General features: G+C 41.5%; 24 protein-coding genes. 8 read left to right on the top strand and 16 right to left on the bottom strand.

Features of this window, described 5'->3' with window-relative positions; genetic code table 11:
- Positions 1 to 101 precede the first annotated feature (101 nt).
- Positions 102 to 839, top strand: a complete 738-nt coding sequence (gene prpE / locus AC623_RS03885) for a bis(5'-nucleosyl)-tetraphosphatase PrpE (protein WP_049660731.1) — start codon at positions 102 to 104, stop codon at positions 837 to 839.
- 121 nt (positions 840 to 960) lie between these two features.
- Here the strand turns inward: prpE and AC623_RS03880 are convergent, their stop codons facing one another.
- From AC623_RS03880 to AC623_RS03865, 4 genes are read right to left on the bottom strand one after another with little or no spacing between them, the layout of a single operon-like run.
- Positions 961 to 1,860, bottom strand: coding sequence for an RluA family pseudouridine synthase (locus tag AC623_RS03880; RefSeq protein WP_049660730.1), 900 nt, complete (start codon positions 1,858 to 1,860; stop codon positions 961 to 963).
- A gap of 3 nt (positions 1,861 to 1,863) precedes the next feature.
- Positions 1,864 to 2,658, bottom strand: coding sequence for an NAD kinase (locus tag AC623_RS03875; protein WP_041099260.1), 795 nt, complete (start codon positions 2,656 to 2,658; stop codon positions 1,864 to 1,866).
- Between the two features lie 17 nt (positions 2,659 to 2,675).
- The gene (locus tag AC623_RS03870) at positions 2,676 to 3,320 is read right to left on the bottom strand and encodes a GTP pyrophosphokinase (RefSeq protein WP_049660728.1); all 645 of its coding nucleotides are present in this window, start codon (positions 3,318 to 3,320) and stop codon (positions 2,676 to 2,678) included.
- A 27-nt stretch (positions 3,321 to 3,347) separates the two neighbouring features.
- Positions 3,348 to 3,725: a hypothetical protein gene (locus AC623_RS03865; protein WP_049660727.1), complete on the bottom strand. Its 378-nt coding sequence runs from the start codon at positions 3,723 to 3,725 to the stop codon at positions 3,348 to 3,350.
- A gap of 365 nt (positions 3,726 to 4,090) precedes the next feature.
- Here AC623_RS03865 and AC623_RS03860 point away from each other — a divergent pair, with 365 nt between their 5' ends.
- From AC623_RS03860 to AC623_RS21700, 5 genes are all read left to right on the top strand, one after another.
- The gene (locus AC623_RS03860) at positions 4,091 to 4,684 is read left to right on the top strand and encodes a CYTH domain-containing protein (protein ID WP_049660725.1); all 594 of its coding nucleotides are present in this window, start codon (positions 4,091 to 4,093) and stop codon (positions 4,682 to 4,684) included.
- Positions 4,650 to 5,354, top strand: coding sequence for a lytic transglycosylase domain-containing protein (locus tag AC623_RS03855; protein WP_269429901.1), 705 nt, complete (start codon positions 4,650 to 4,652; stop codon positions 5,352 to 5,354). The genes AC623_RS03860 and AC623_RS03855 overlap by 35 nt, the downstream gene beginning before the upstream one ends.
- A 163-nt stretch (positions 5,355 to 5,517) precedes the next feature.
- The gene (locus AC623_RS03850; protein ID WP_049660724.1) at positions 5,518 to 5,916 is read left to right on the top strand and encodes a globin domain-containing protein; all 399 of its coding nucleotides are present in this window, start codon (positions 5,518 to 5,520) and stop codon (positions 5,914 to 5,916) included.
- A gap of 23 nt (positions 5,917 to 5,939) precedes the next feature.
- A complete protein-coding gene (locus AC623_RS03845; protein WP_049666213.1) occupies positions 5,940 to 6,758 on the top strand; it encodes a ClpXP adapter SpxH family protein in 819 nt (272 codons plus the stop codon).
- A 476-nt stretch (positions 6,759 to 7,234) separates the two neighbouring features.
- A complete protein-coding gene (locus tag AC623_RS21700) occupies positions 7,235 to 7,402 on the top strand; it encodes a hypothetical protein (RefSeq protein WP_176713687.1) in 168 nt (55 codons plus the stop codon).
- Between the two features lie 117 nt (positions 7,403 to 7,519).
- Here the strand turns inward: AC623_RS21700 and pepF are convergent, their stop codons facing one another.
- The 12 genes from pepF to AC623_RS03785 all read right to left on the bottom strand — a co-directional run bounded on the left by pepF (position 7,520) and on the right by AC623_RS03785 (position 21,882).
- Complete coding sequence (gene pepF, locus AC623_RS03840; RefSeq protein WP_049660722.1) at positions 7,520 to 9,337, bottom strand: oligoendopeptidase F; 1,818 nt, start codon at positions 9,335 to 9,337, stop codon at positions 7,520 to 7,522.
- A 64-nt stretch (positions 9,338 to 9,401) separates the two neighbouring features.
- The gene (locus AC623_RS03835) at positions 9,402 to 10,547 is read right to left on the bottom strand and encodes a competence protein CoiA (protein WP_049660720.1); all 1,146 of its coding nucleotides are present in this window, start codon (positions 10,545 to 10,547) and stop codon (positions 9,402 to 9,404) included.
- Between the two features lie 150 nt (positions 10,548 to 10,697).
- Positions 10,698 to 12,212 (bottom strand): cardiolipin synthase, encoded by a 1,515-nt coding sequence (gene cls / locus AC623_RS03830; RefSeq protein ID WP_049660719.1) that lies wholly within the window; start codon positions 12,210 to 12,212, stop codon positions 10,698 to 10,700.
- 137 nt (positions 12,213 to 12,349) lie between these two features.
- A complete protein-coding gene (gene mecA, locus AC623_RS03825; protein ID WP_049660717.1) occupies positions 12,350 to 13,009 on the bottom strand; it encodes an adaptor protein MecA in 660 nt (219 codons plus the stop codon).
- Positions 13,010 to 13,254: 245 nt separating this feature from the next.
- Positions 13,255 to 13,650 carry a transcriptional regulator SpxA gene (spxA, locus tag AC623_RS03820; protein WP_049660716.1) on the bottom strand — a complete coding sequence of 132 codons (396 nt, stop codon included), beginning with the start codon at positions 13,648 to 13,650 and terminating at the stop codon, positions 13,255 to 13,257.
- 423 nt (positions 13,651 to 14,073) lie between these two features.
- Positions 14,074 to 14,649 (bottom strand): GNAT family N-acetyltransferase, encoded by a 576-nt coding sequence (locus AC623_RS03815; protein ID WP_049660715.1) that lies wholly within the window; start codon positions 14,647 to 14,649, stop codon positions 14,074 to 14,076.
- A complete protein-coding gene (locus AC623_RS03810) occupies positions 14,650 to 15,855 on the bottom strand; it encodes a putative glycoside hydrolase (protein WP_231603355.1) in 1,206 nt (401 codons plus the stop codon).
- A gap of 234 nt (positions 15,856 to 16,089) precedes the next feature.
- Positions 16,090 to 17,019, bottom strand: a complete 930-nt coding sequence (locus tag AC623_RS03805) for an ABC transporter ATP-binding protein (RefSeq protein ID WP_049660712.1) — start codon at positions 17,017 to 17,019, stop codon at positions 16,090 to 16,092.
- A gap of 1 nt (position 17,020) precedes the next feature.
- Complete coding sequence (locus tag AC623_RS03800) at positions 17,021 to 18,088, bottom strand: ABC transporter ATP-binding protein (protein ID WP_049660710.1); 1,068 nt, start codon at positions 18,086 to 18,088, stop codon at positions 17,021 to 17,023.
- 21 nt (positions 18,089 to 18,109) lie between these two features.
- Positions 18,110 to 19,138 carry an oligopeptide ABC transporter permease gene (opp3C, locus tag AC623_RS03795; RefSeq protein WP_049660709.1) on the bottom strand — a complete coding sequence of 343 codons (1,029 nt, stop codon included), beginning with the start codon at positions 19,136 to 19,138 and terminating at the stop codon, positions 18,110 to 18,112.
- The gene (opp3b, locus tag AC623_RS03790; protein WP_049660708.1) at positions 19,138 to 20,067 is read right to left on the bottom strand and encodes an oligopeptide ABC transporter permease; all 930 of its coding nucleotides are present in this window, start codon (positions 20,065 to 20,067) and stop codon (positions 19,138 to 19,140) included. The genes opp3C and opp3b overlap by 1 nt, the downstream gene beginning before the upstream one ends.
- A 150-nt stretch (positions 20,068 to 20,217) precedes the next feature.
- The gene (locus AC623_RS03785) at positions 20,218 to 21,882 is read right to left on the bottom strand and encodes a peptide ABC transporter substrate-binding protein (RefSeq protein WP_049660706.1); all 1,665 of its coding nucleotides are present in this window, start codon (positions 21,880 to 21,882) and stop codon (positions 20,218 to 20,220) included.
- 358 nt (positions 21,883 to 22,240) lie between these two features.
- Between AC623_RS03785 and AC623_RS03780 the strand changes: the two genes are divergently transcribed.
- Together AC623_RS03780 and trpS are read left to right on the top strand one after the other, a co-directional pair.
- Complete coding sequence (locus AC623_RS03780; protein WP_049660704.1) at positions 22,241 to 22,615, top strand: DUF3899 domain-containing protein; 375 nt, start codon at positions 22,241 to 22,243, stop codon at positions 22,613 to 22,615.
- 61 nt (positions 22,616 to 22,676) lie between these two features.
- Entirely contained in the window at positions 22,677 to 23,666 is a 990-nt protein-coding gene (gene trpS, locus AC623_RS03775; RefSeq protein ID WP_049660703.1) for a tryptophan--tRNA ligase, read from the top strand.
- Positions 23,667 to 23,695: the final 29 nt, after the last annotated feature.

Here is a 23,695-nt window from a genome sequence, read left to right as displayed (position 1 = left end):
AAATTTTGTACCTTTCATTACTATAGCAAAAGAGGCTAAAATGTTCTTTTATTATAACTTGCAGTATGATAAAGATGATAACTAAAAGGGGTGTCTATTACATGAATATCGATATTATTGGAGACATTCACGGCTGTTTTGCAGAACTTGAAGAACTAACAAAAAGGCTGGGCTATTCTTGGGAAAGCGGTCTCCCTCTGCATCCTCAAGGCCGCTTGCTCGGCTTTGTCGGTGATTTAACCGACCGGGGTCCGGAATCAATTCGTGTTATCGAAACCGTCTTTGGCTTATGGGAGAAAAAACTTGCTTATTATTCCCCTGGCAATCATTGCAACAAGCTGTATCGTATGCTGATCGGCAATAAAGTGAAAATCAACAACGGAATGGAAACAACCGTCGCCGAACTAAATCAGTTAAATAACCGTGATTACAAGCGGGTAAAAAAACAATTTATCACCTTATACGAACAGTCTCCGCTTTATCAAATTCTTGATAACGGAAACCTAATCATTGCCCATGCAGGAATCCGTGAAGACTATATCGGCAAGTTTAATTCTAAAGTAAAAACGTTTGTTTTATATGGAGACATTACTGGAGCTGCCGATGTTGACGGCTTCCCAATCCGGCGTGACTGGGCTAAGCATTATCATGGGAAACCGTGGATCGTCTACGGCCACACGCCAACAAAAGAAGTGCGGATTGTCAATCATACAGCTAATATTGACACAGGTGCCGTTTTTGGCGGCGCTTTAACAGCATTCCGCTATCCCGAAAAAGAAACAGTGTCCGTTCCATCCTCCATGCCATTCATTGCCGAGAAATTCCGGCCGATTGAATAAAACAAGATGGTCCGCCAGCAGCGAAAGGCGGACCATTAACAGCCAAATGCTGAGCTCTTGCCGATCATTTAGCTGGATCGTTTATGACTTCTATTCTTCCCTCATCACTCGCTTATGTTATTCATGATAATCTGGCTCGATCAATGATACCCTGCATATCCTCCGGCAAGGACCGTTCAAAATGCAACGGCTCTTTTGTGATTGGGTGCAGAAGCGACAGCTTTCCACAATGAAGAGCTTGCCGACTTATGACACGAGAAGATCCTCCATACAGTTCGTCACCAAGCAAAGGATGGCCGATATGCGCCATATGCACTCGAATTTGATGGGTACGGCCGGTTTTTAGCTGGAGTGCTACCCGGGTAAAATCGGAAAACGTCTCGATTACTTCATAGTGAGTACAGGCATATTGCCCATCGCTTCTTACTTCTCGTTCAATAATACTTGTCTCTTTGCGGCCAATCGGCTCTTCAATCACGCCGCTTCGGGAGGTTAAAACCCCTTCTGCCAACGCCTCATATGCCCGGGAGATGCTGTTGGTCTTCTGCATTTCCGAGCATAAATGATGAATGTGCCGATGCTTAGCAACCAGTACCAAACCCGATGTATCACGGTCGAGTCTAGTGACGATATGTACAGTAGCTTCAATTTTATTTTCCTCATAATAGCCGAGCAGCCCATTCGCAAGACTGCCTGTCAGATGCTCCCGAGATGGAATTGTACTCATGCCTGCTGGTTTTTCCACAACGAGTAAATAATCATCCTCGAACACGACAGAAAGCGGAAAGCGTTCTTTGACGATCCCTTCACTCGGCACTTCCCTAGGAAAGAGAACAGCCACTTCATCCCCCGTCTTTAATGGAAAGCGGACATTTTCCTCCCGTCCATTTACCGAGATATGCCCGCCATCAAATTTAATGTCTGTCAGTGCCCGCCGCGATATTTGCCGCTCAGCTAAAAACTCTCTCAACAGCTTTCCGTTGTCTTTTGCTGCCGCTATCCACTTTAATTGAAATCTCATGGATCAGCTGCTCACGAATGAATCATGGACTCTTTTCCAGAACGGGAACGGCCGGAAACGGGCAAAACGAATTTTTTCATTTGCTACCCGGTATTGAATCGACTTCACATCTTTATGAAGCAATGTTAAGTGATCAATGGTAACGAGAAAATCAGACCGATTAACCGGTTTTAGCATACATGTATGGTGAGCGGGCAAAATTAATGGGGAGCCTACTGTTCGAAACACCCGATTATTAATGGAGGCCATCTCAGCAAGCTGGAGCGCTCGGATAGATGGATGCAAAATAGCTCCGCCAAGAGCTTTATTGTAAGCCGTGCTTCCCGAAGGCGTAGAGATACAAAGACCGTCGCCGCGAAAACGCTCAAATTGATCACCGCGAATTTCTACATCCATGACGAGTGTGCCGTCTACCGCTTTAACAGTGGACTCATTTAACGCAAGATATCTTGTTTCTTTGCCGCCATGCTGATAGCGAATAATTGCTTCTAAAAGCGGATATTCAATAATTTGATAAGGGGTGCGGGCAATCGCGATGACGAGCTTTTCAATCTCATCCGGCACCCAGTCTGCATAAAAGCCGAGGTGGCCGGTATGTACACCAACAAAGGCTGTTTTATCCAAACGTTCAATATAGCGATGGAAAGCATAAAGAAGTGTTCCATCCCCACCGACAGAAATGACAATGTCCGGCTTATTTTCATCATAAGTTAGTTTAAAATCAAGCAAGTAGGCGCGGATTTTGTGCATCAGAGCATTAGACTTAGCATCTCCCTTAGAAGTTACTGCAAACTTCATTTTCAATCACCTTCTTTCTATTCTTCTGTTCTGTGGTCTTTCACCTGCTCTTTTTTCTTCGTGAAAAACGCTTGCGCTTCTTTTATTTCTTCACGAATAAGGGACATTTCTTCATCAAGCCGAAAAGCAGCCTCGGCCGCTCTCTCTAATCTCATCAGAATTTCTTCCGGAAACTGGCCATCATACTTATAATTTAAAGAATGCTCAATCGTTGCCCAGAAATTCATAGCTAATGTGCGGATTTGTATTTCTGCAAGTATCTTCTTTTCCCCGTGAATAGTCTGTACAGGGTACTCGATCACCATATGATACGAGCGATAGCCGCTCGGTTTCTTATGTGAAATGTAGTCCTTTTCCTCTACTATTTTAAAATCCTTACGCATACGCAGCTTCTTGACAACTTTGATAATGTCATCAACAAATTGACACATCATGCGAACACCGGCAATGTCTTGCATTTCGCTTTCCAGCCGATCCAAAGGGATGTTTTTGTCTCTGGCTTTGTCAAGAATGCTCGCAATCGGCTTTACCCGGCCTGTAACAAATTCAATCGGTGAATGTTCATCCCCGTATTCAAACTGCTTTCGCATTCCTTTTAGCTTTACTTTTAGCTCATCCACCGCTTGTTTATAAGGTATTAAAAATTCATCCCAGTTTATCATTTTTCTTCCCTCTCAGACATAGCTGCATTATTGATGATGCAAAAAGACGGTCTCTACCTTTTCTACCATTTCCTCTCCATAGTTACTGTTGCCTTCAATATTACTAATTAAATAAGCAAGCTCGTCCTTCCAGCTAGTCAGCTCAAGAAGAGTGTCTTCTCCTTTAACAAAGAGACGCGCCTCTTCTTTCAATGCCTTCTCGAGGTCTCCCCATACTGGTTCATGTATGTATAAATAAATAAATTCATCCTTTTCCTCTGCTAAATAAACAAAAGCCATTTGATCAGAATCGACGATCATTTGCTCCGCAGCTTGAATACCTGCCAGCTTGATCGGCATTTCTGCATGCAGCTCAACCCCATTCTCGTTCCACAAAGCTTTTGTAAAATGAATCGTTTTTCTCATTCTCTTTTCCCCTCTCCATGCCTACTATGTTAAACTTTAAAAGCGAAAGCGCCTTGCCAGCTGCGACAAGCATAAGACAGGCTGGCAGGAAGGTGTTCTTCTACCTTCTTGCCGGACTCGCTTATGGCTTCGAGCACATTGTCAGCTAAGACAAGCTTATAGCCTTGAGCAGCTTGGTGCTAACCTTAAAGCAAAGGCACCCTATCAGCTGCAGCTGGTGAAAGATGATGGATCAGTCCACCGTCAGACAAGCAGCTAAATCTATTCAGTATTGATAAAAACCCATTTCATATTTTAACACATCCAGCTATTTCAAATACAGAACTATAGATAGGTGAAACTAAATTAGAGAAAGAGGAATAAGCATGAGTCAAGAACTAGAAATTGAATTCAAGAATATGGTAAGTGAGACAGATTTCAAGCGGCTTGTTGATGCTTTTCACTTGCAAGTGGAGGATTTTCAAATCCAGCACAATCATTATTTCGATACGGAGAATTTTCTGTTGAAACAAGCAGGCTGTGCGCTTCGCATTCGAGAGAAGAACAGAACGTTTGAGCTAACGCTAAAAGAGCCAGCTGCAGATGGACTGCTTGAAACGAACCAGGAAATCTCCCAGGCAGAAGCGAAGGCTTTGTTAACAAGCAATGCTTTTCCAGATGGCCCAGTAAAAAAAGCCATTCCATATGTAATAACCGATTTAGCTGAATTAAAACCTTTTGGCACACTATCTACAAAAAGAGCAGAGGTTGACTATAAAGGCGGATTGCTCGTTTTCGATCATAGCTTGTACTTAGGACGGGAAGATTATGAAATTGAGTATGAAGCAGTGGAGAGAAAAAGTGGAGAAGAAATCTTTAAAGATTTCTTAAAAAGCTATCAACTTCCTTTAAAGCAAGCCGATAATAAAGTCAGAAGATTTTATAATGAAAAGTTACGCCAGTCAGCTGGTGATCAATAAGGAGCGAATGATGAGCAGCAATCCATTCCAAACCATGTTTGCCACAGGTATTATGCAAAATATGTCGATGTCTCCCAATACAGCGGCTTCTAACACGCCGGTTCCCTCCCAAATATTTGGTGCTGTTTTGCAACAGGCTCTCATGCAGGGACTGGAGCTTGTCGGCGGCGGCTCTCTTGCTGAGTCCCTAGAAAGTCCGGATTTAAGTCCTGCCGCTTCAACCGCTTTACCGTCGGCTGTGCTTCCGACAAAACCAGGGGCAGACCTTTTAAAGCCGGTAAACACAACAACTAAAACCGATTTTGATGATATTATTACGAGAGCAGCTGAAAAATATAACGTACCCAAAAAGTTAATTCAGGCGGTCATTCGTCAAGAATCTAATTTTAATCCAAATGCAAGAAGCTATGTCGGTGCGGGCGGCCTTATGCAGTTAATGCCGGCAACTGCACGTGGTCTTGGCGTCTCTAACGTCTATGACCCCGAACAAAACGTGTTCGGCGGCACGAAATACCTCCGTCAGATGCTTGATCAATTTGATGGGAATATTAGGCTGGCACTCGCTGCCTACAACGCGGGAGCAGGTAACGTAAAAAAATATGGCGGCATCCCTCCTTTTAAAGAAACACAAAATTATGTACAAAAAATAACAGCCCATTATTACGCGTAATGTTCATAAACTAAACAGACCTTTTAGTGGTCTGTTTTCTTTTATACTGGTTCAATAGCCCTGTGCGAAGCTTGTCAAAAATAGGCACAAGCACTTTGTTTGTGTTATAACAGTCCCCTTGATAAAATAAATTTACACTACAAGGAAAAAAGGAGTTATTGGTATGGGCGAAAAATCAATAGCACCATTTGAATACATCGGTAACGAGAAGCTGTCAGAGCTAGTTGATACGTTCTATTCAAAGGTTAGTCAGCATCCGGATTTGTTTCCAATTTTCCCTGATGACTTAACAGAAACGGCCCGCAAGCAAAAGCAATTTCTTACTCAGTATTTAGGCGGTCCTCCTTTATATACAGAAGAACATGGTCATCCAATGCTTCGAGCACGCCATATGCCTTTTCCGATTACTCCGACACGTGCCCGCGCATGGCTTTCCTGCATGCGGGAAGCGATGGATGAAGTAGGGCTTCACGGTGAATTCCGAGATTTCTTCTACGAACGGCTTAAACTAACGGCTAATCATATGGTAAATCAGCCGGAAGGTCCGGGTGAAGATCGTTGAAACCGTCACTACTTCTTAACCGGATGTGTGCCTCGCAGCAAAAGCCTCTGGAGATTTACTTATTTGTGGATCCGCTTTGTCCAGAATGCTGGGCGCTTGAGCCATTTATCCGAAAATTATATATTGAATATGGCCGGTATTTCCGTTTAAAGCAAGTGCTGACTGGAAATCTCGCGGCGCTTAATCTCCCGGAATCCAAAATTCGAAAGTGGGAAGCAGCTGCCGCCAGAATGGGGCTGTCATGTGATGGCGCACTCTGGATGGATCATCCTGCCTCTTCCCCCTTTCTTGCCTCTGTGGCGATTAAGGCTGCAGAATTGCAAGGACGCCGGGCAGGAAGCCGCTTTTTGCGAAAGCTTCAGGAAGTTCTCTTTATCGAAAAGCAAAATGTTTCTGATCTTACCATCTTAACGGATTGTGCAGAAGAAGCAGGACTCGACAAAGCAGAATTCTTGAACGACATTCATTCTTCCAGCGCTGCCAAAGCCTTTCAATGCGACTTAAAGATCGCTGCAGAAATGGAAGTAGAAGAAACGCCGACACTCGTCTTTTTTAATGAAAATATTGATGAGGAAGGCATTAAAATAACAGGACTCTATTCTTATGATATTTATGTACAGATTATTGAGGAAATGCTTAATGAGATCCCAGAGCCGCAGCAGCCCCCTCCTCTAGAGGAATTTCTGAAGCAATTTCGTTTTACGGCTTCAAAGGAAATCAGCACGGTATATAATTGGACGGAACGAGAAGTCGAAAGAGAAATGAAAAAACTTCTTCTCCAGCGCAAAGTACGCAAAATCCCAATGAAGTTTGGTCCTATTTGGGAATTTATTGATAAATAATGAAGGGACGAGGCATCCGCTTTACCCTTTTAGGTAAACGGCCTGCAATGAAGGCTGTTTCAGACTGTTGACAAACGCTCGCTTTCTTCGTTGCTCACCTGTCTGCGGTGCTCATGACCCTGTTTGGTCACTTCGCTCCTTGAAAGACAAGCGTTTTCAATCAACCTGTGATATAAAAAAGACTTTGTCTATACTCTCAAACAGCCCGCACTGAAGGCTGTTTTTATTTTAAATAAAAAAAGAAAAGGCCTTGTATCATTACAAGGCCTTTTCTCACGAACAAAGGGGATGGGAGAAATTTTTCACGGTCAAACAAAGGGGTATATGTTTGTATGTGATCAACTTCACGATTTTTATCTTATCATGTATATGCTATTAAAAACAAGGGATGGCACTTGATTTCACACATTTGTCATAACAATGGAATAGAAAGCGTAAACTAACATATAATGGTACAAGTTGCGGGAGGTCCCTCTATGAAATGGGTTATTTTCTTGTTTTATCTTTCTCTTATGGCCGGTGCATTCTTTTTCCACGTGCTCGGCCTGCTGAACTTATACCCATTATATGTAACAGCTCCGGTGTTATTTTTCGTTTTATTTCTTCCTGTTTATGTGCTGAACCGGTCAAAGAGATCCAGGTAAAGAGCTCAATGAAAACTAAATCTACATTGGTTTTTGTAGAAAATGGAGCCTTCTTAGAAGCTGCCACTGTACATTTGTAAATAGCAAGAGCGCCCGAATACTCGGACGCTCTCTTTTTTACGACAATAGCTGTTCCATTTCATTCAGTTTTTGTTCAAATACCTTGCAGGCTTCTTCAATCGGTTGAGCCGTGGTCATATCAACTCCAGCCTTCTTCAACACTTCGATCGGATAATCAGAGCTGCCGGCTTTTAAAAATTCATTAATATAGCGATCAACTGCTGGCTGCCCTTCTTCTAAAATTTGTTTGCTAAGTGCTGTAGCTGCACTGAAGCCTGTTGCATATTGGTACACATAATAGTTGTAATAAAAGTGTGGAATCCGCGCCCACTCGAGACCAATCTCTTCATCGATAACCATACCGCTGCCAAAATATTTTTTGTTCAGCTCATAGTATTCCTTTGTTAAGAACTCTGCCGTCAGTGCCTCTCCGTTCTGCGCTTTCATATGGATGAGATGCTCAAATTCAGCAAACATCGTCTGACGGAAGACCGTGCCACGGAAGCCTTCTAAATAATGATTTAAAATATAGAGACGCTTCTTTTCATCGTCTACGTTCTTAAGTAGATAGTCATTCAGCAACGCCTCATTACAAGTAGAAGCTACCTCTGCTACGAAGATGGAATAATTGCCGTATACGTAAGGCTGAGACTCTCTCGTAAAATAACTGTGCATGCTGTGTCCAAATTCATGAACAAGCGTAAATAAATTATTGACGTTATCCTGCCAGTTCATCAAAATATACGGATTTGTTCCGTATGTACCAGAAGAATAAGCACCACTTCGTTTGCCTTTGTTCTCAACGACATCCACCCAGCGGTTTTCCAGGCCGCTCTTTAGGATCTTGCCGTATTCTTCTCCCATTGGAGCCAAGCCCTTTGTCATGTACTCCTTCGCTTCGTCGTAAGTCACTTTCATTTTAATATCTTTTACGAGCGGAGTGTACAAGTCATACATATGAAGCTCATCGACGCCAAGCACTTTTTTCCGCAATTCTACGTAACGGTGAAGCAAAGGCAAGTTTTTGTTTACCGTATCAACAAGATTATCATATACCGCTTCTGGAATATTATTGCCTGAAAGCGCTGCTTCCCTTGCATTGTTATAGTGCCGAACGCGTGCATAAAAATTATCTTTCTTCACCTGGCTGCTAAGCGTGCTGGCAAATGTATTTCTAAAATCACCGTACGTTTTGTAGACCGCTTTAAAAGCCTCTTCTCGTACACGGCGATCGCCGGACTCTAGGAACTGAATATAGCGGCCATGCGTAATTTGCACGTCGTCTCCGTCTTCATCCTTGATAACCGGAAACTCTAAATCTGCATTGTTCAACATGCTAAACGTGTTGCTGGAAGCAGACGTCACTTCCGAAACCTGAGCCAGCAGGTTTTCCTCTGCCGCAGATAATACGTGTGGACGCTGCAAATTAATTTCTTCAATGGCATGTCTATATACTTTCAGCCCCTCATACTGCTCCACAAATTCCTTTAGCTTGTCTTCATCAATCTCTAAAATTTCAGGAGTTGCATAAGAAAGGGCGCTTCCAATTTGCGTATATAAGTTTTTTGCCCGGTCATCCATTCCCTGGTAGTGAGAGTTGGTTGTATCTTGATCATAGCGCATATGGGAGTATGTATAGAGCTTACCCATGCGCTCTAACAATTCATCTTGGTAAGTAAAAAAACGGAAAAGATTTTCTGCACTTTCTCCAAGCGTTCCACGATAAGTTTGTGCTTGCTCCGACAACTGCTTCACTTGCTTAAATTCTTCTTCCCACTGCTCATCATTTTCAAAAATATCTTCAAGCCGCCACGTCAACTCTTCTGATACTTGTTCTCTTGTTGGAAGCTGCTTTACTGCTTGTTCATTCGTCATCTTGAATCCCTCCAGTTTCCATATTTTCTCTTCCTCTTAATCATATTATTGTATGCTGAAAAACTCAAAAAATAAGCCGACGCATCAGCAACTCTTCAAATTCCTTTATAAAACATTTCTCTCTTTCCATCTGCCCAAAAGTTGTCTGACCCGCTTCCTTTTCGGCTTTTCCGGCTAATTCCCAAAAAGCTAAGTACTCCTTCATCAGATCGGTAATTGTAGGTGTGGAGAGCACTGGAAATACATTTAGCTGCAGCTCTCCTTTTTTAATCCGGCCTTCTATCGCAGCAGCTGCTTCCCGCTCTTCTACTTTCTCTTCGTGGATCAGCAAGTCGTTCCATAAGTAAAATTGCCATTCAATGGGATGATTTTTAATAAGTGCCATGAAGCGTACTGGTACTCCAATACAAAGCGGCAGCAACGATGGATGGTGACCTGTTTTATATACTGCGCTGAAAAATGGATCGTATAACCCTTGTTGAAAATATAGTTTTTGTTGGAGCCATCTCTCTTTTTGTTTGAACCAGTCAGACAGGGAAAAAAGAACAGAAGCTGGCGGTTGTGCAAAATGCGGTGGATAGGATAAAGAAGTGAGCGGAATCGTTTGTAGAGAAGCAGAATAAAGCGAGGAAGTGAGCGGGACAAGCTGCGAGTAGAGGGTGAATTGCTCGCGATTGGGACAGTATGCTAAAAACCAGAAGCCGAACAGAGGAGAATATTGAAAAAAGAGACGGTGAAACGTGGAAAATCGATAGAGGTTTCCTTGTCTTTTAATGGGCGGCCCGCCGTAAATCCAGAAAGGGAAAAATTCATTTTCTTGGTACCCTTGCGTTCTTGCTGTGAACAAGGCGGCTGAAAGAAAAGAGCATTGATATTCAATTGCTGCTTTCCCATCGACAAGCAAATCGGGACGCTGGGAAATCTCCGGCAAATAAGCTTCTATCTCCACCTGATGGGTACGGCTAATCCAGCTATGTAAGTCCGCTTTCCCTTTCAAATGGCGTTCAGACTCTCCCTCAGAAAATGGCTGGCATCCCTCTAATTGTTTGTGTGCAAAATGAGGAATTTTCACGGCCCCTGCCTTTAAAATGACTGGCTGCCTGCATGATGGACAAAATTGAGAGGAAGAGCGAATTTTTTGGATCGTTTGCTGGTCAGGACGATTTGTCAAACTAACCAGCTGTCCGGCCTGATCCCTTGCAACAAGCATCTATTGTCACTCCTTTCTTACCTATCACTATTCTCCTTTCCTCTCTTATATCCTGCCGCCCATGAAGATTATTTTAGGCGCTGTTCATCGTTCTGGCGTGTTGTTCGCAATCGATAGGAATTCCTCCCCATTATTGCCGCAGTGTTACTTTTATAATAATGGTGATAGCAGCCTTGATGTTGACTCGATGAGACGGTAACCGAGATGGCGTCCATTAAAGTCATCAAGATCAATCTCATCCGAGGCGTTGAGATCGTTAAGATACTCTCTTACAAGCGATTCAATGCTATGGGTATGGTACAAGAAGGCATTGACCTCAAAATTTAAATGAAAGCTTCTCATGTCCATATTAGAAGTTCCGATAGAGGCTATTTCACCGTCTACAATGATAAACTTACTGTGCATAAACCCTTCTCTATATTCAAAAATACGGGCTCCTGCTTCAAGCAGTTCCGGAAAGTAAGATCGGGATGCATGAAAAACAATTCGCTTATCAGGTCGCTTTGGCACTAGCAGGCGGACATCGACTCCGCTTAGTGCCGCAATTTTTAATGCTGAAAAAATGTCTTCATCGGGAATAAAATACGGGCTCGCAATCCAGACAAATTCTTGCGCCGATGTAATCATAGAAAAGAAAACATTTTTAATGACACTCCACTCATTATCCGGACCGCCAGCAATCATTTGAACCCCGCCCGTTCTTCGGACTTTCTTCTCTGGTTCAGGTGTCAAGTAACCGGGTGTAATAAAGCTGTCATTCGTCATGTAATACCAATCCTGCAGAAAGATTAACTGCAGGGAGCGGACTGCTTCTCCACGCACGTATAAATGAGTGTCACGCCAAAATCCGAATTGAGGGTCTTTCCCTAAATACTCATCCCCGATATTTAAGCCGCCGACAAACCCAACCTTGCCATCAATGACGATAATCTTTCGATGGTTTCGAAAATTAAACTTACTGTTTAAGAACGGCATTTTCACCGGACCAAAGGCTACCATTTCAATGCCAGCTTCCCGCAATTCTTGAATATAGGCCTTTGACAGCTTCCAAGAACCGACCGCGTCATATAAAAAGCGAACCTTCACTCCCTCTCTCGCTTTAGCAATTAGCACCTCTTTAATTTCATTGCCAATGTCATCTGCCCGTACGATGTAATATTCTAAATGGATATGATGCCTCGCTTTTTTTAGCTCTTTTAGAATGGAGTCAAATGTCTCTGCTCCATTTGTCAGTAACTCTGTCTCTGTGTGGAAAGAGATCTCCATATTCCCAAGCCGTTCAGCTAATGCATAAATTTTATGTTCGCCATACTTTTGAAAATGCTGCTTTAAATCCTCTTTTGTGTGGGTGAAACTATATTTTTGATATGTTTCTTTATCTAAAATATATTTCTTCTTAAACATCCGCTCTTTCCGATAACTTCTTCCAAATAACAAGTAAAAAATAAATCCTAAAAGCGGAAAAGCGCCTAACACGACAAGCCACGTAACTGTCTGCGTCGGATGTCTGTTTTCAAAAAAGATTAAAAAGCTAATGACGATGACAGATAATGTTAAGGCTACACTCGTATATTTTAACAGCCCACTCATATAATGATCGGCCCACAATATGTAGAGCACAACCACCACTAACACAAAACCAACTACTTTTATTGTATTTTTCATCCTTTTTCCTGCCCCTTCTCGCCCTGCTGCTCTTCTCCTGCTATTATACCCTCTTTTTTCAAAGAAAAGCTCTGTCCTCATACTTTATTGGCGCATAAAAAAAGCGCTGATTTCAAAAGAAATCTGCGCTGGCTTTATTAGTTAAAATATTTGCGGACTGTTTCAAATACATTGCTTTCCATCACGCATGTTCCGTACTCTTGAAGGCGATGGATCGTAATACCAGATTCATCCGTATACTCAAGCAGGAAGCTTAATGTATTCTCCACTTTTTCTTCATCCAATATTTCTTCTGGAAATTCCACAAATAAATAATACTTATTGTTATAAGCATACAGCTGTGTCGATAACTCATCAAGAGAGGTATATTTACTCAACTGTATAAGGTCCTCAAAGTCATTAAATGTAAGCATAAATTCCAGAATTGGCTCTTTTGCTTCATCATCTTCCCTTGCCTGAAAATGCTCATCCAGCAACTCTTCTAAGCGGTCATCTACTGGGAAATCCCGGTACTTATCTCCGGGCAGCGGCAGTTCGATTCTTTGACCGTCTTTCGTTAAGTTCGCTTGTGTGACCAATATTTCCAATCCTTTATCTAAAGCCTGGACTTGAATCCACAGCGGACCATCGACTGTAAAATCTTCTTCATCGTGTATTTCTTCCATCATATCCCAAAAGAGTTCTTCGCTCCGCTCACGATTATACCAAATTTCCTCGCGGTCAAAGCCTCTTTCCTCTATATCCAAGTATGAAATGTAAAACTTCACTGTGTTGTCGTTAATACGTTCGATTTCCATAACTACCTCTCCCTTCCGTCTAAGGGTACCTGAGGACGCCTCCCCTTATTATTAGGCAATGCCCTAAATGGCTTGATGCTATACATCTACCTGATTCTATTGTATGCTAAACGTACAGCAAATGAAAATATAATGATTTTAAAATAAAAAGAGTGTCTCGCTATTCTATCTGAATTTTATAAAAATTACAACCTGAAAAAATAAAATAAAAACCCCCATACTACTGGTATGAAGGTCTCTCTTCTTTAGTTGACGAGCCGTTGTGCTTCCTTTAATTGGAATGTACGCACTTTTCTTGGTAAGAAGCGGCGAATTTCATCTTCGTTGTAGCCTACTTGTAATCGTTTCTCATCCAGAATAATCGGACGGCGAAGCAGCCCCGGATTAGATTGGATCAGTTCGAATAAATTTTGCAGAGGCAACGTCTCAAGATCTACGTTTAATTTTTGGAAGATTTTTGAGCGCGTGGAAATGATTTCATCCGTGCCATCTTCTGTCATTCTTAATATTTCTTTAATTTCTTCGATGCTCAAAGGCTCAGAAAAAATATTTCTTTCAACGTATGGAATTTCATGTTCTTCTAACCATGCTTTCGCTTTGCGGCAGGAAGTACAACTTGGTGAAGTATATAAAGTAACCATTCCTCAAACACACTCCTTAAAGATTAAAATATAATACCTGTTTTTCATGAGGAATCTCCATTCATGAAGCAGTCGTTTTGAATCGCTTCAATGTCCGGCTACACTATATATTATACATGATGGAGCGGCTCATGAATATAGTTTTCATTACATTGTAATAATAATTACAAATTTTTTTCATTTCATGATTTGTTTTGAAAAGATAGACATACTTTTTATTTGTACCCGCTGTCCTCCTACTTTAAACTTAAATATTTTACTAAACAAATAAAAAATAGTCCCAAAATGAGAATGGAGATAAAGATTACTTTATACACTAACAGGCTGATTGAGAACGTTCGTCTTGCTTCTGACAATGAGCAGCCGGCGTTCATCAACAGCCTGTCAAAGTTTTTTAGGAATTGAATCTAGTTTTGCCGCTTGTTATGTTAATTCGCTTAATATATCTTCTTCTCTCGTTTCATCTCTGGATAAAACTTTATGAACCGGATCAAATGGTTCACCATATAACTCTTCATCTTTATATTTATGAATAAGACGATAGGTTTTTTTCATGTTATCGTAAATTTGCTCTTCCGTTTCATCATTCGGCGCCCAATAGAGGATTTCCATATCATTTACTTCATTGGTAGCGAGTGAGCGGCGGGAATATCCAATAGTTGAAGCATGCTTGAATCCTTCGCGCGCATAGAAACGCAGACGTTTTTCACTATCTGTGTCTTCGTAATTTATCGGTTCTACTTCTAAAATGATCGCTTTTCCTTTTTCTTTCAGCTGCTCGATCAGCTTATGTCCAAGTCCCTGGCCGCGTGCATTTTTAGAAACAAATAAATAATCAACAAACACAAAATCATCGAGCTCCACGTAAATAAGCACGTGATTCGGTCCCTCATCTTTATGATAAATATCACTTTGTTCCTCTAAAAGCAGCTCGATATGTTCTCTTGACTTCATTTCTTCAATCGGAAAATACTGATTCAACTTTTCATACCAATGCATTTAATCTTCCTTTCCTGTCAAAGGTGTGTAGTCCACATTTTTTGTATAGTTGTTGCTAGCATTCCACAATAAAAATTCATTTATGCCATTTTCATTTAATGCCCGGATTTGGGCCTCTACCTCTTCTTTTCCATAAGGCCGATAGTTGCCAGTTCCAAGCCAAGAAGCCGTAAAGTCTTGCAGCCATGGTCTAGAAAGAGGCGGTGTCTTTAATGCTTTTAACTTTTTATTCTCCACTTTTACATATTCTGTCACTAGTTTATATGGTTCAGTGTCAGGCTTCTCAATGCCAAAATAAGAAGTCCAATGGCTAGGATAGATCATCGAGGAAATGACGTCAACGTTCTCTGAAATCTCCGAGAAGTTTTGTCCGATTCCCGGAGCTTCTGGAAGCGTAGCGGAATAGCCAAAGATATCGACCGACACTTTCACACCATAAGGCTTTAGTTTTTCCCTGGCGTAAGCAACAAAATCGGTCACCGCTTGCACGCGGCGTTGAACAAAATCCTCTTTCGAATGCTCATATTTTCCCATACTATAGGCAAGCTGCTTATCACGCTTCTCAAACCCTTCTGGAAAACGTACATAATCAAACTGCACTTCCTGAAAGCCCATTTTCGCCGCTTCAATCGCTACCCCGACATTATAATCCCATACTTCTTTCATGAATGGATTAACGAAAGCATCGCCATTGCCGTTCGTCCAAACCTTTCCTCCTTCCGTAAAGGACCACTCCGGCTTTGCTTTTGCTAAATTGGTGTCTTTGAATACAACAACACGGGCAATCGGATAGATCTGCTTTTCCTCCATCTTCTTTAGTAGTTTTTTTGGATCTTTAATAAGCGGCTGACTAACGCTCATATACGGAGAATCCGGTTCCGGCTTATATGTAAGGTTTCCCAAATCATCTTTTATGTCAATGACCATTGCATTTAACTCGGTGTCTTCCACCATTTTCATCAGCCTATCGAAGTGTGTGCCGCCTGCTGAGTGGCCAGTCACATAAATTCCCCGGACAGCATCCGGGTAGGGAAAATGAAGCTCTGATCCTTGTTGAAAGCGTGTCATATTCTTTGGAATTTCTTTGCTAAGCTCTGGTACCGACCGCTCTTTAAAAGTACCTTTTTCGTCCGCTGCAATAGCTCCTCCTGCCAACAGCATCATGCCTATTATTATTGCTGCTCCAGATGTTCTCCACCTCCGCATACGCATCTCTCCTCCTTACCCTTTTTCCCCCAGCCTCCTTTATCATTTATCCTGCTTATTTCACTTTAAACTATAAATTCTGCACTTCTTAAAATATTCCTTTATAGGGACTTATCAAGATTTTGTTAACGCTCCGAAGTATTCCTATACTCGCTGACTAGTCATTATTTTTCTAAAAAAAGAGAGCTGCCTACTAGCCAGTCAGGTTGTGACCGTGTAGATAGCTCCCTTTTTTCAATAATTCGCTCGATGCTGGGTAAATTCTTTTTCGGAGCAGTAGACCCAATGGCCAGGCGCTACTTCTCTCATTTTTACTTCTTCACCAGCCGCATAATTATGAACGGCCGGATTGTATGTTTTCCGTGTACGGGTTCTTTCGTAATCCGGATCTGGAAGTGGAATAGCTGAAAGCAGTGACTGTGTATATGGGTGAAGCGGCTTTTCGTACAGCACATTACTTGGTGCCAGTTCCACCAGTTTACCAAAATACATGACGCCGATACGGTCGCTAATGTACTTTACCATGGACAGGTCATGGGCGATAAATAAGTACGTCAAGCCTTTCTCCTTTTGCAGCTTCCGCATCAAGTTTACAACTTGTGCTTGAATCGATACGTCAAGTGCTGAGATCGGTTCATCGGCAATAATAAAGTCGGGCTCAACCGCAAGAGCACGGGCAATTCCAAGTCGTTGACGCTGGCCGCCAGAGAATTCATGCGGGTAGCGGTTGGCGTGCTCACGATTTAAGCCGACCGTTTCCAGTAAACTATATACCTTATCCATCCGTTCTTTTTTTGTTTTTGCCAAGCCGTGAATATCAATTCCTTCTGCAATAATGTCCACTACCTTCATCCGCGGATTCAGAGACGCATACGGATCTTGGAAGATCATTTGCATTTTTCGATTAAACTCTTTTAAATCTTTTTTCGATTTTTTTCCGTGGACATCTCTTCCGTTAAATAACACCTGTCCCCCAGTGGCGTCATATAAACGAATGATCGTCCGGCCAGTTGTTGACTTTCCGCACCCTGACTCCCCTACTAGACCGAGTGTTTCGCCACGGTAGATATCAAAGGAAATGTCATCTACCGCCTTTACCATGTTCGGTTTGCCTTCGTTAAAATATTGCTTTAAATTTTTGATCTCTAGTAGCTTTTCAGCCATATCAGCGACCTCCCTCAACCAATACAGGCTTCTCAAAATTTTGTGGCATCGTCCGCTGAGTTTGCCGTACATTCACCGGCGGCTCAACGGCTGGTGCGTTTGGATGAAGCAGCCATGATTTTACGAAGTGAGTAGGCGATACTTGATACACAGGCGGCTCCTGTTCAAAATCAATCTTCAGTGCATAGCTGCTTCTTAGAGCAAAGGCATCTCCTTTTGGAGGATTTAACAAATCCGGAGGCGTCCCCGGAATAGCCTGTAACGCTATTCCTTCCTCTGTATCTAGGCTCGGCATAGAAGACAGTAGGCCCCACGTATACGGATGACGTGGATCGTAAAAGATTTCATCGACTGTGCCTGTTTCCACAATTTGTCCTCCATACATAACAGCTACCCTGTCAGCGACATTGGCGACTACCCCAAGATCGTGTGTAATAAAAATAATGGAGGTTTCAATTTTTTTCTGTAATTCTTTCATTAGTTCTAAGATTTGCGCTTGAATCGTTACATCAAGAGCTGTTGTTGGTTCATCGGCAATTAAAATCTTAGGATTACAAGCAAGAGCGATGGCAATGACGACACGTTGACGCTGTCCACCCGAAAATTGATGAGGATACTGTTTCATCCGTGCTTCCGGATTTGGAAGACCAACAAGCGCTAGTAGTTCGATCGCCCGCTTTCTCGCTGCCTCTTTCTTCATTTTTTGATGTTTTAAAAGCGGTTCCATTATTTGCTTTCCCACTGTCATCGTTGGGTTAAGAGAAGTCATAGGATCTTGGAAAATCATCGAAATCTCTTTTCCCCGCAGCTTTTCCATTTCTTTTTCTGAGATTTTCACTAAATCTTTTCCTTCGAATAACATCTTTCCTTCTTTAATTCGTCCAGGCGGATTTGGGATTAAGCGCATGAGCGCCTTTGTTGTCACTGATTTTCCGGAGCCAGATTCTCCTACGATCGCCAGTGTTTCTCCTTTTCTTAAATGAAAATCTACCCCACGGACAGCTTTTACTTCTCCCGCATGCGTATCGAAGGAGACATGTAAGTTTTGAACATCTAACAATCTTTCCATCGAATATTCTCCTCCTAGTGATTATTTCCGCATTTTTGGATCAAGCGCATCGCGCAAGCCATCAGCTAATAAGTTAAAACTCAAAATGAGCAAGCTAATAATAACAGATGGAATAATCAGCATATGAGGATACACCTGCAGTGATTTAAATCCATCATTTACGAGAGAACCGAGTGAAGCTTCCGGCGGGCGAATCCCAAGGCCGATAAAGCTAAGGAAGGCCTCTGTAAAAATAGCAGTCGGAATCGTAAACATGGTTGTAACGATAATCGGTCCCATCACGTTAGGCATTAGATGTTTCCAAATCAACCTATTCCCTGAAGCTCCAAGAGTGCGCGAAGCAAGGACAAATTCCTGGCCTTTTAATTTCAAAAATTGTCCACGGACAATTCTCGCCATGTTGACCCATCCCGTAATAACCATCGCCATTGTGATAGAGAAAATCCCTGGTTCAAAGACGAGAATAAACAAAATGACTACGATTAAGTGAGGAATCCCCATCAAAATCTCAATAACACGCTGCATAATGTTATCGACACGACCACCGTAAAAACCGGAGATCCCTCCATAGGCAATCCCAATAAAAAAGTCGATAATAGCAGCTAACAGACCAATATAAATGGAGATACGCGTACCGTACCATGCTCTTGTCCATAAATCACGCCCAAGCTCATCTGTACCAAACCAATAAGCTTCTTTTACATTTTTCGCTTTATACATATCAAAGCCGTCTTTATCTTTGCCATCAAACGGCAGCCATTCAATATTTGCAAGTGCCGGAATTTTCGGCGGCAGCTTCGCGTGGGCAATGTTTTGTTCCTTATACGTGTATTTGTTCATAGATGGCCCAAAAATCGCCATAAAGGACAGAAGCAAGATTAAGATTAATCCAACAATGGCCCCTTTGTTTCCTTTTAATCGCAGCCAAGCATCCTGCCAAAAATTCAAGCTCGGCCGACTGATCGTGTCTGATTGCAAAGCTTGCTTTTCGGCTGGCTGAAAAAGGTCTTTTTGCAATTCAACTTTTTGTTCCGCTTGTTCTGTGCTCATTATTTCTTCCCTCCACTCAATCGGATACGTGGATCGATCACACCATAAAGAATGTCGACAATAAAGACAACAAAAATAAATAACACGCTATAAAAGAGCGTTACACCCATAATGACTGGAAAATCATTTGTCATGATCGAACGGACAAATTGCTGTCCGATTCCAGGAATACCAAAGATATTTTCAATAACGAGTGAACCTGTCATAATATTTACCGCTAACGGGCCCAATAATGTGATAATCGGAATTAAAGCATTTCGCAGAGCATGTTTCACCATAATATCAAAAGAGCTAATTCCTTTTGCGCGCGCCAGCATAATATAGTCGGAGCTTAATACTTCTAGGAGTTCAGACCGCATGTACCGTGCCACGGTAGCGATTACAAATACGGATAAAGCAATGGTCGGAAGCACCGTGTATTCAAACCCTTCCCATGCGGCTACCGGAAAAATTGGATATTTAACTGCAAAATAGTACTGCAATAATCCAGCGAAGACAAAAGAAGGGATTGATATTCCTAAGACGGCAACGGTCGTAGCTGCATAATCCAACAGACTATTTTGTCTTATAGCAGCAAGCAGACCTAAAATAATCCCAACAATTGTTCCAAATACAACAGCTTGGAAACCTAAATACGCGGAGGGGCCAATACGCTCACCAATCATGGTTGAGACCGGACGATTATCATATTGAAAAGATAAACCTAAGTCCCCTTTAAACAGATTGGCCATATAATGAACGTATTGGACAGGAAGAGGATCATTTAACCCGTACTTATCAAGAATAATTTCTTGTTGGGCCGGGCTTAGTTTTTCTTGATTTTTAAGTGGCGATCCTGGCAGGAGCTTCATTAAGAAGAAAGTAAGTGTTGCAATAATTAATAAAGTAATAACCATATAGATTAATCTTTTAAAAACAAACTTTGCCATTGGAAGCCCTCCTTTACTATTTTTCAATAAATTCTTTTTATTGTTTAATAAATTCATTCAATTCAGATTTTTATCCCCTTAGCAGGGAAAAAGGAGAGCATATGCTTCTAGCGCATACACCCTCCTTCTCAATATAGGTATTTAACCTGCTTACTTAAACTCTGCCCATTTATAAGAGCGTTCTGGTCCAACTTTGTGGAATAACACACCCTCTAATTTCGGATTTGATAAGTAAGCACGAGATCTTTGATACATTGGAGCAATAGCTGCTTCATCCTCTAACAGGATCTTCTCAGCTTTCACTAGAGCTTCCCAGCGTTTTTCTGGCTCAAGAAGCAAAGTCGTTTTGCCTTCTTGGATTAATTTGTCATATTCTTTATTAGAGAAACCTTGTTGGTTATGAGCCCCGCCAGTTACATACATATCTAAGTATGTCATTGGATCTAAATAGTCTGCTCCCCAACCGCCAAGAGACAATTGATAATCCATTTTTGTTTCAAGATCAAGCTTTTGCTTAAATGGCTGTTGTTTAAGATTGATAGTCAAGCCATCAAGATTTTTTTCAAGTTGTTCTTTAATGTATTCGCCGACTTTTTTAGATAAGTCATCATCATAGTTCAACAATTCCAATGTAACTGTATCTTGTCCAAGTGCTTTCTTTGCTGCTTCCCAATGCTTTTTCGCTTCTTTAAGATTTGTCTTTAAGTATTTATCGCCTGATTCACGGAAGTCTTTTCCATCTGGCCCTTTCGCGAATTCTTCTGGAACGAAGAAATCTGCTACAACAGATCCATTATTCAATAGCACATCTGTGATGCCTTTTTTATCAAAGCCCATAGCAATCGCTTTACGGGCATCTACATTTTTCAACCATTCGCTCTTCGTTTGATTCATACGAATGAAGAAAATAGAAGATTCCTTAACTGTGAAGAAGCCTTCATTTTCTCTATACTTATCTACAAACTCAGAAGAAAGCTTAATTAAATCAGCGTCACCGCTTTCAAAAAGGTTAACATCTGTTTGTGTATCTTTAACAATCTTTGTATTGATTTGGTTCAGCTTAACCGTATCAGCATCCCAATACTCAGGATTTTTCTTTAATACGAACTTGTCTTCATGCTTCCACTGATCTAAAGTGAATGGACCATTGTATAAAGTAGTGTTAGCTTCTAGGCCGTATTTATCGCCTTGCTCTTTTACGTATTTTTCATTTTGTGGCAAGAACGTGCCAAAAGTTAGCAATTCTTTAAAATATGGCACTGGATTTTGCAGTTGCACTTCTAATGTTTTGTCATCTACTGCTTTAACGCCAAGTTCTTCAGGTTTCATTTTACCTTCATTGACAGCTTGGGCGTTTTTAATATCATACATGATGTAAGCGTATTCAGCAGCAGTGTTAGGATCTAAAGCCTTTCTCCAAGCAAAGACGAAATCGTTTGCAGTTACCGGTTCTCCGTTAGACCACTTCGCATCACGAAGCTTGAATGTCCACGTTTTGCCATCTTCACTGATTTGTGGATCACCGTCAGCCATTCCATCCACTGCTTCATCATTTTTACCTAATCGGTACAACCCTTCCATCGTACTGTTTAATGTAGTAAAAGAAACAGTATCCGTTGCTAAAACGGAGTCCATAGAAGGAATATCTTGTGTTTCTGTTAGATTCAAAACATTGTCGCTCTTATCAGAGCCTTTTCCGCCGCTGCCAGCTTTCTCTTTACTGTCATTGCCGCCTCCGCCGCAAGCAGCTAAGAACGTGCTCATTGCCAGCAACAGAACGAGAAATAGAGCGTAACTTTTCTTCTTCATCTTCATCCCCCTTGTCCATCATTTTCTTCCTGATTATTCAGAAGATTTCTTTACTAATTATAAACTTTATTAGTTTTTTTGCAATAATTATTTTAATTTTTTTAACAAGTTAGACACATTTTCGTAATCAAGCAGTTCGTTCCTGTAAAATAAGCCTTAAGGCCCATTTTGTATTCAAACGAATAATAATCCATAAGTATGAAGCGCTTTCATTTGCTAGCAATTCAGAATAGTTTATCAAGATAAAATATTTTGATATAATTTATTCACCTTAATACAGCTATTTTTGGAGAATTTCTATAGGAAAAACTGGAGTACGTTCCCTTATTTTGCTATACTCCTATTATTCATGGAGGATTAATAAATGAAATTTTTACAAAGATTTCTTATTATCAGCGCTTGTATTATTATTCTTTCTGTTGTATATGCGTTATTTTCTACTGTATTTTTTCGCAGCTTCTTAGATTTTGCTTTTTTATCTTCCCTTTTCTGTGTGACGGCAGGTGCCTTTTTATTCGTTTTGGAAGGCGGCTTTTTTAACAGCATAAATCATAGCTTTAAGCTGTTTCGCAAATCTACAAAAGAAGGACAATATATTGCTGAATTCGACGATCTTGACGATACAAATTCACCGCATGAAGAGTATCCAAAAAAGAAAAGGCATCAATGGACATATCCCCTTTTAAGTGGCGGAGGCTGGATTGCGCTTGCTACTTTCGTACTCGCGCTTATTTCCTGATCTTGAAAGTTGCAGAGTATTTGTTTATAATTTTGTCAACTAAGAAGTGAGGGATTATTTTATGAAAACAATATTTTCCGGCATCCAGCCGAGTGGAACTATTACGCTTGGCAACTACATTGGGGCTCTCAAACAATTTACTGAACTGCAGGATGATTACAATTGTTATTTCTGCATCGTTGATCAGCATGCTATTACGGTTCCGCAAGATCGTCTTAAGCTGCGTCAAAATATCCGCAACCTAGCCGCTTTATACATAGCTGTTGGAATCGACCCTAAAAAAGCTACGTTGTTTATCCAATCAGAAGTACCGGCTCATGCTCAGGCAGGCTGGATGCTTCAATGTGTTGCCTATATTGGCGAATTAGAGCGGATGACACAGTTCAAAGATAAATCAGCCGGCAAAGAAGCCGTCTCTGCAGGTTTATTAACCTATCCGCCGCTCATGGCTGCAGATATTCTCCTTTATGGAGCGGATCTAGTCCCTGTTGGTGAAGACCAAAAACAGCACCTTGAGCTGACGAGAGATCTTGCTGAAAGATTTAACCGCAAATACAATGATATTTTCACAATCCCTGAAGTGCGCATTCCTAAAGCGGGCGCTCGGGTGATGTCACTGCAAGACCCGACTAAAAAAATGAGTAAATCTGATCCAAATAGCAAAGCGTTCATTTCACTGCTAGATGATCCGAAACAAATTGAAAAGAAAATTAAAAGTGCTGTGACGGACTCAGACGGCATTGTCAAATACGACAAAGAGGAAAAACCGGGCATTTCCAATCTCATGTCCATTTATTCTGTGTTGGGCGGCTTGTCTATCGAAGACATTGAAAAGCGCTATGAAGGAAGAGGTTACGGTGACTTTAAAGCTGAACTAGCTGAAGTGGTTGTCCGTCATTTAGAGCCAATTCAAAAGCGTTACTATGAGCTTGTCGAATCTGAAGAGCTTGACGATATCCTTGATGAAGGAGCCGCTAAAGCCAATCAAGTGGCGGGCAAGATGGTAAAGAAGATGGAAAACGCTATGGGCCTTGGCCGAAAAAGAAAATAAGAACATCTCAGGCTGATTGAAAGCGTTTG

The organism is Bacillus sp. FJAT-27231 (assembly GCF_001183975.1).
Lineage (GTDB): Bacteria > Bacillota > Bacilli > Bacillales > Domibacillaceae > Pseudobacillus > Pseudobacillus wudalianchiensis.
This window is presented reverse-complemented; position numbering and strand designations above follow the sequence as displayed.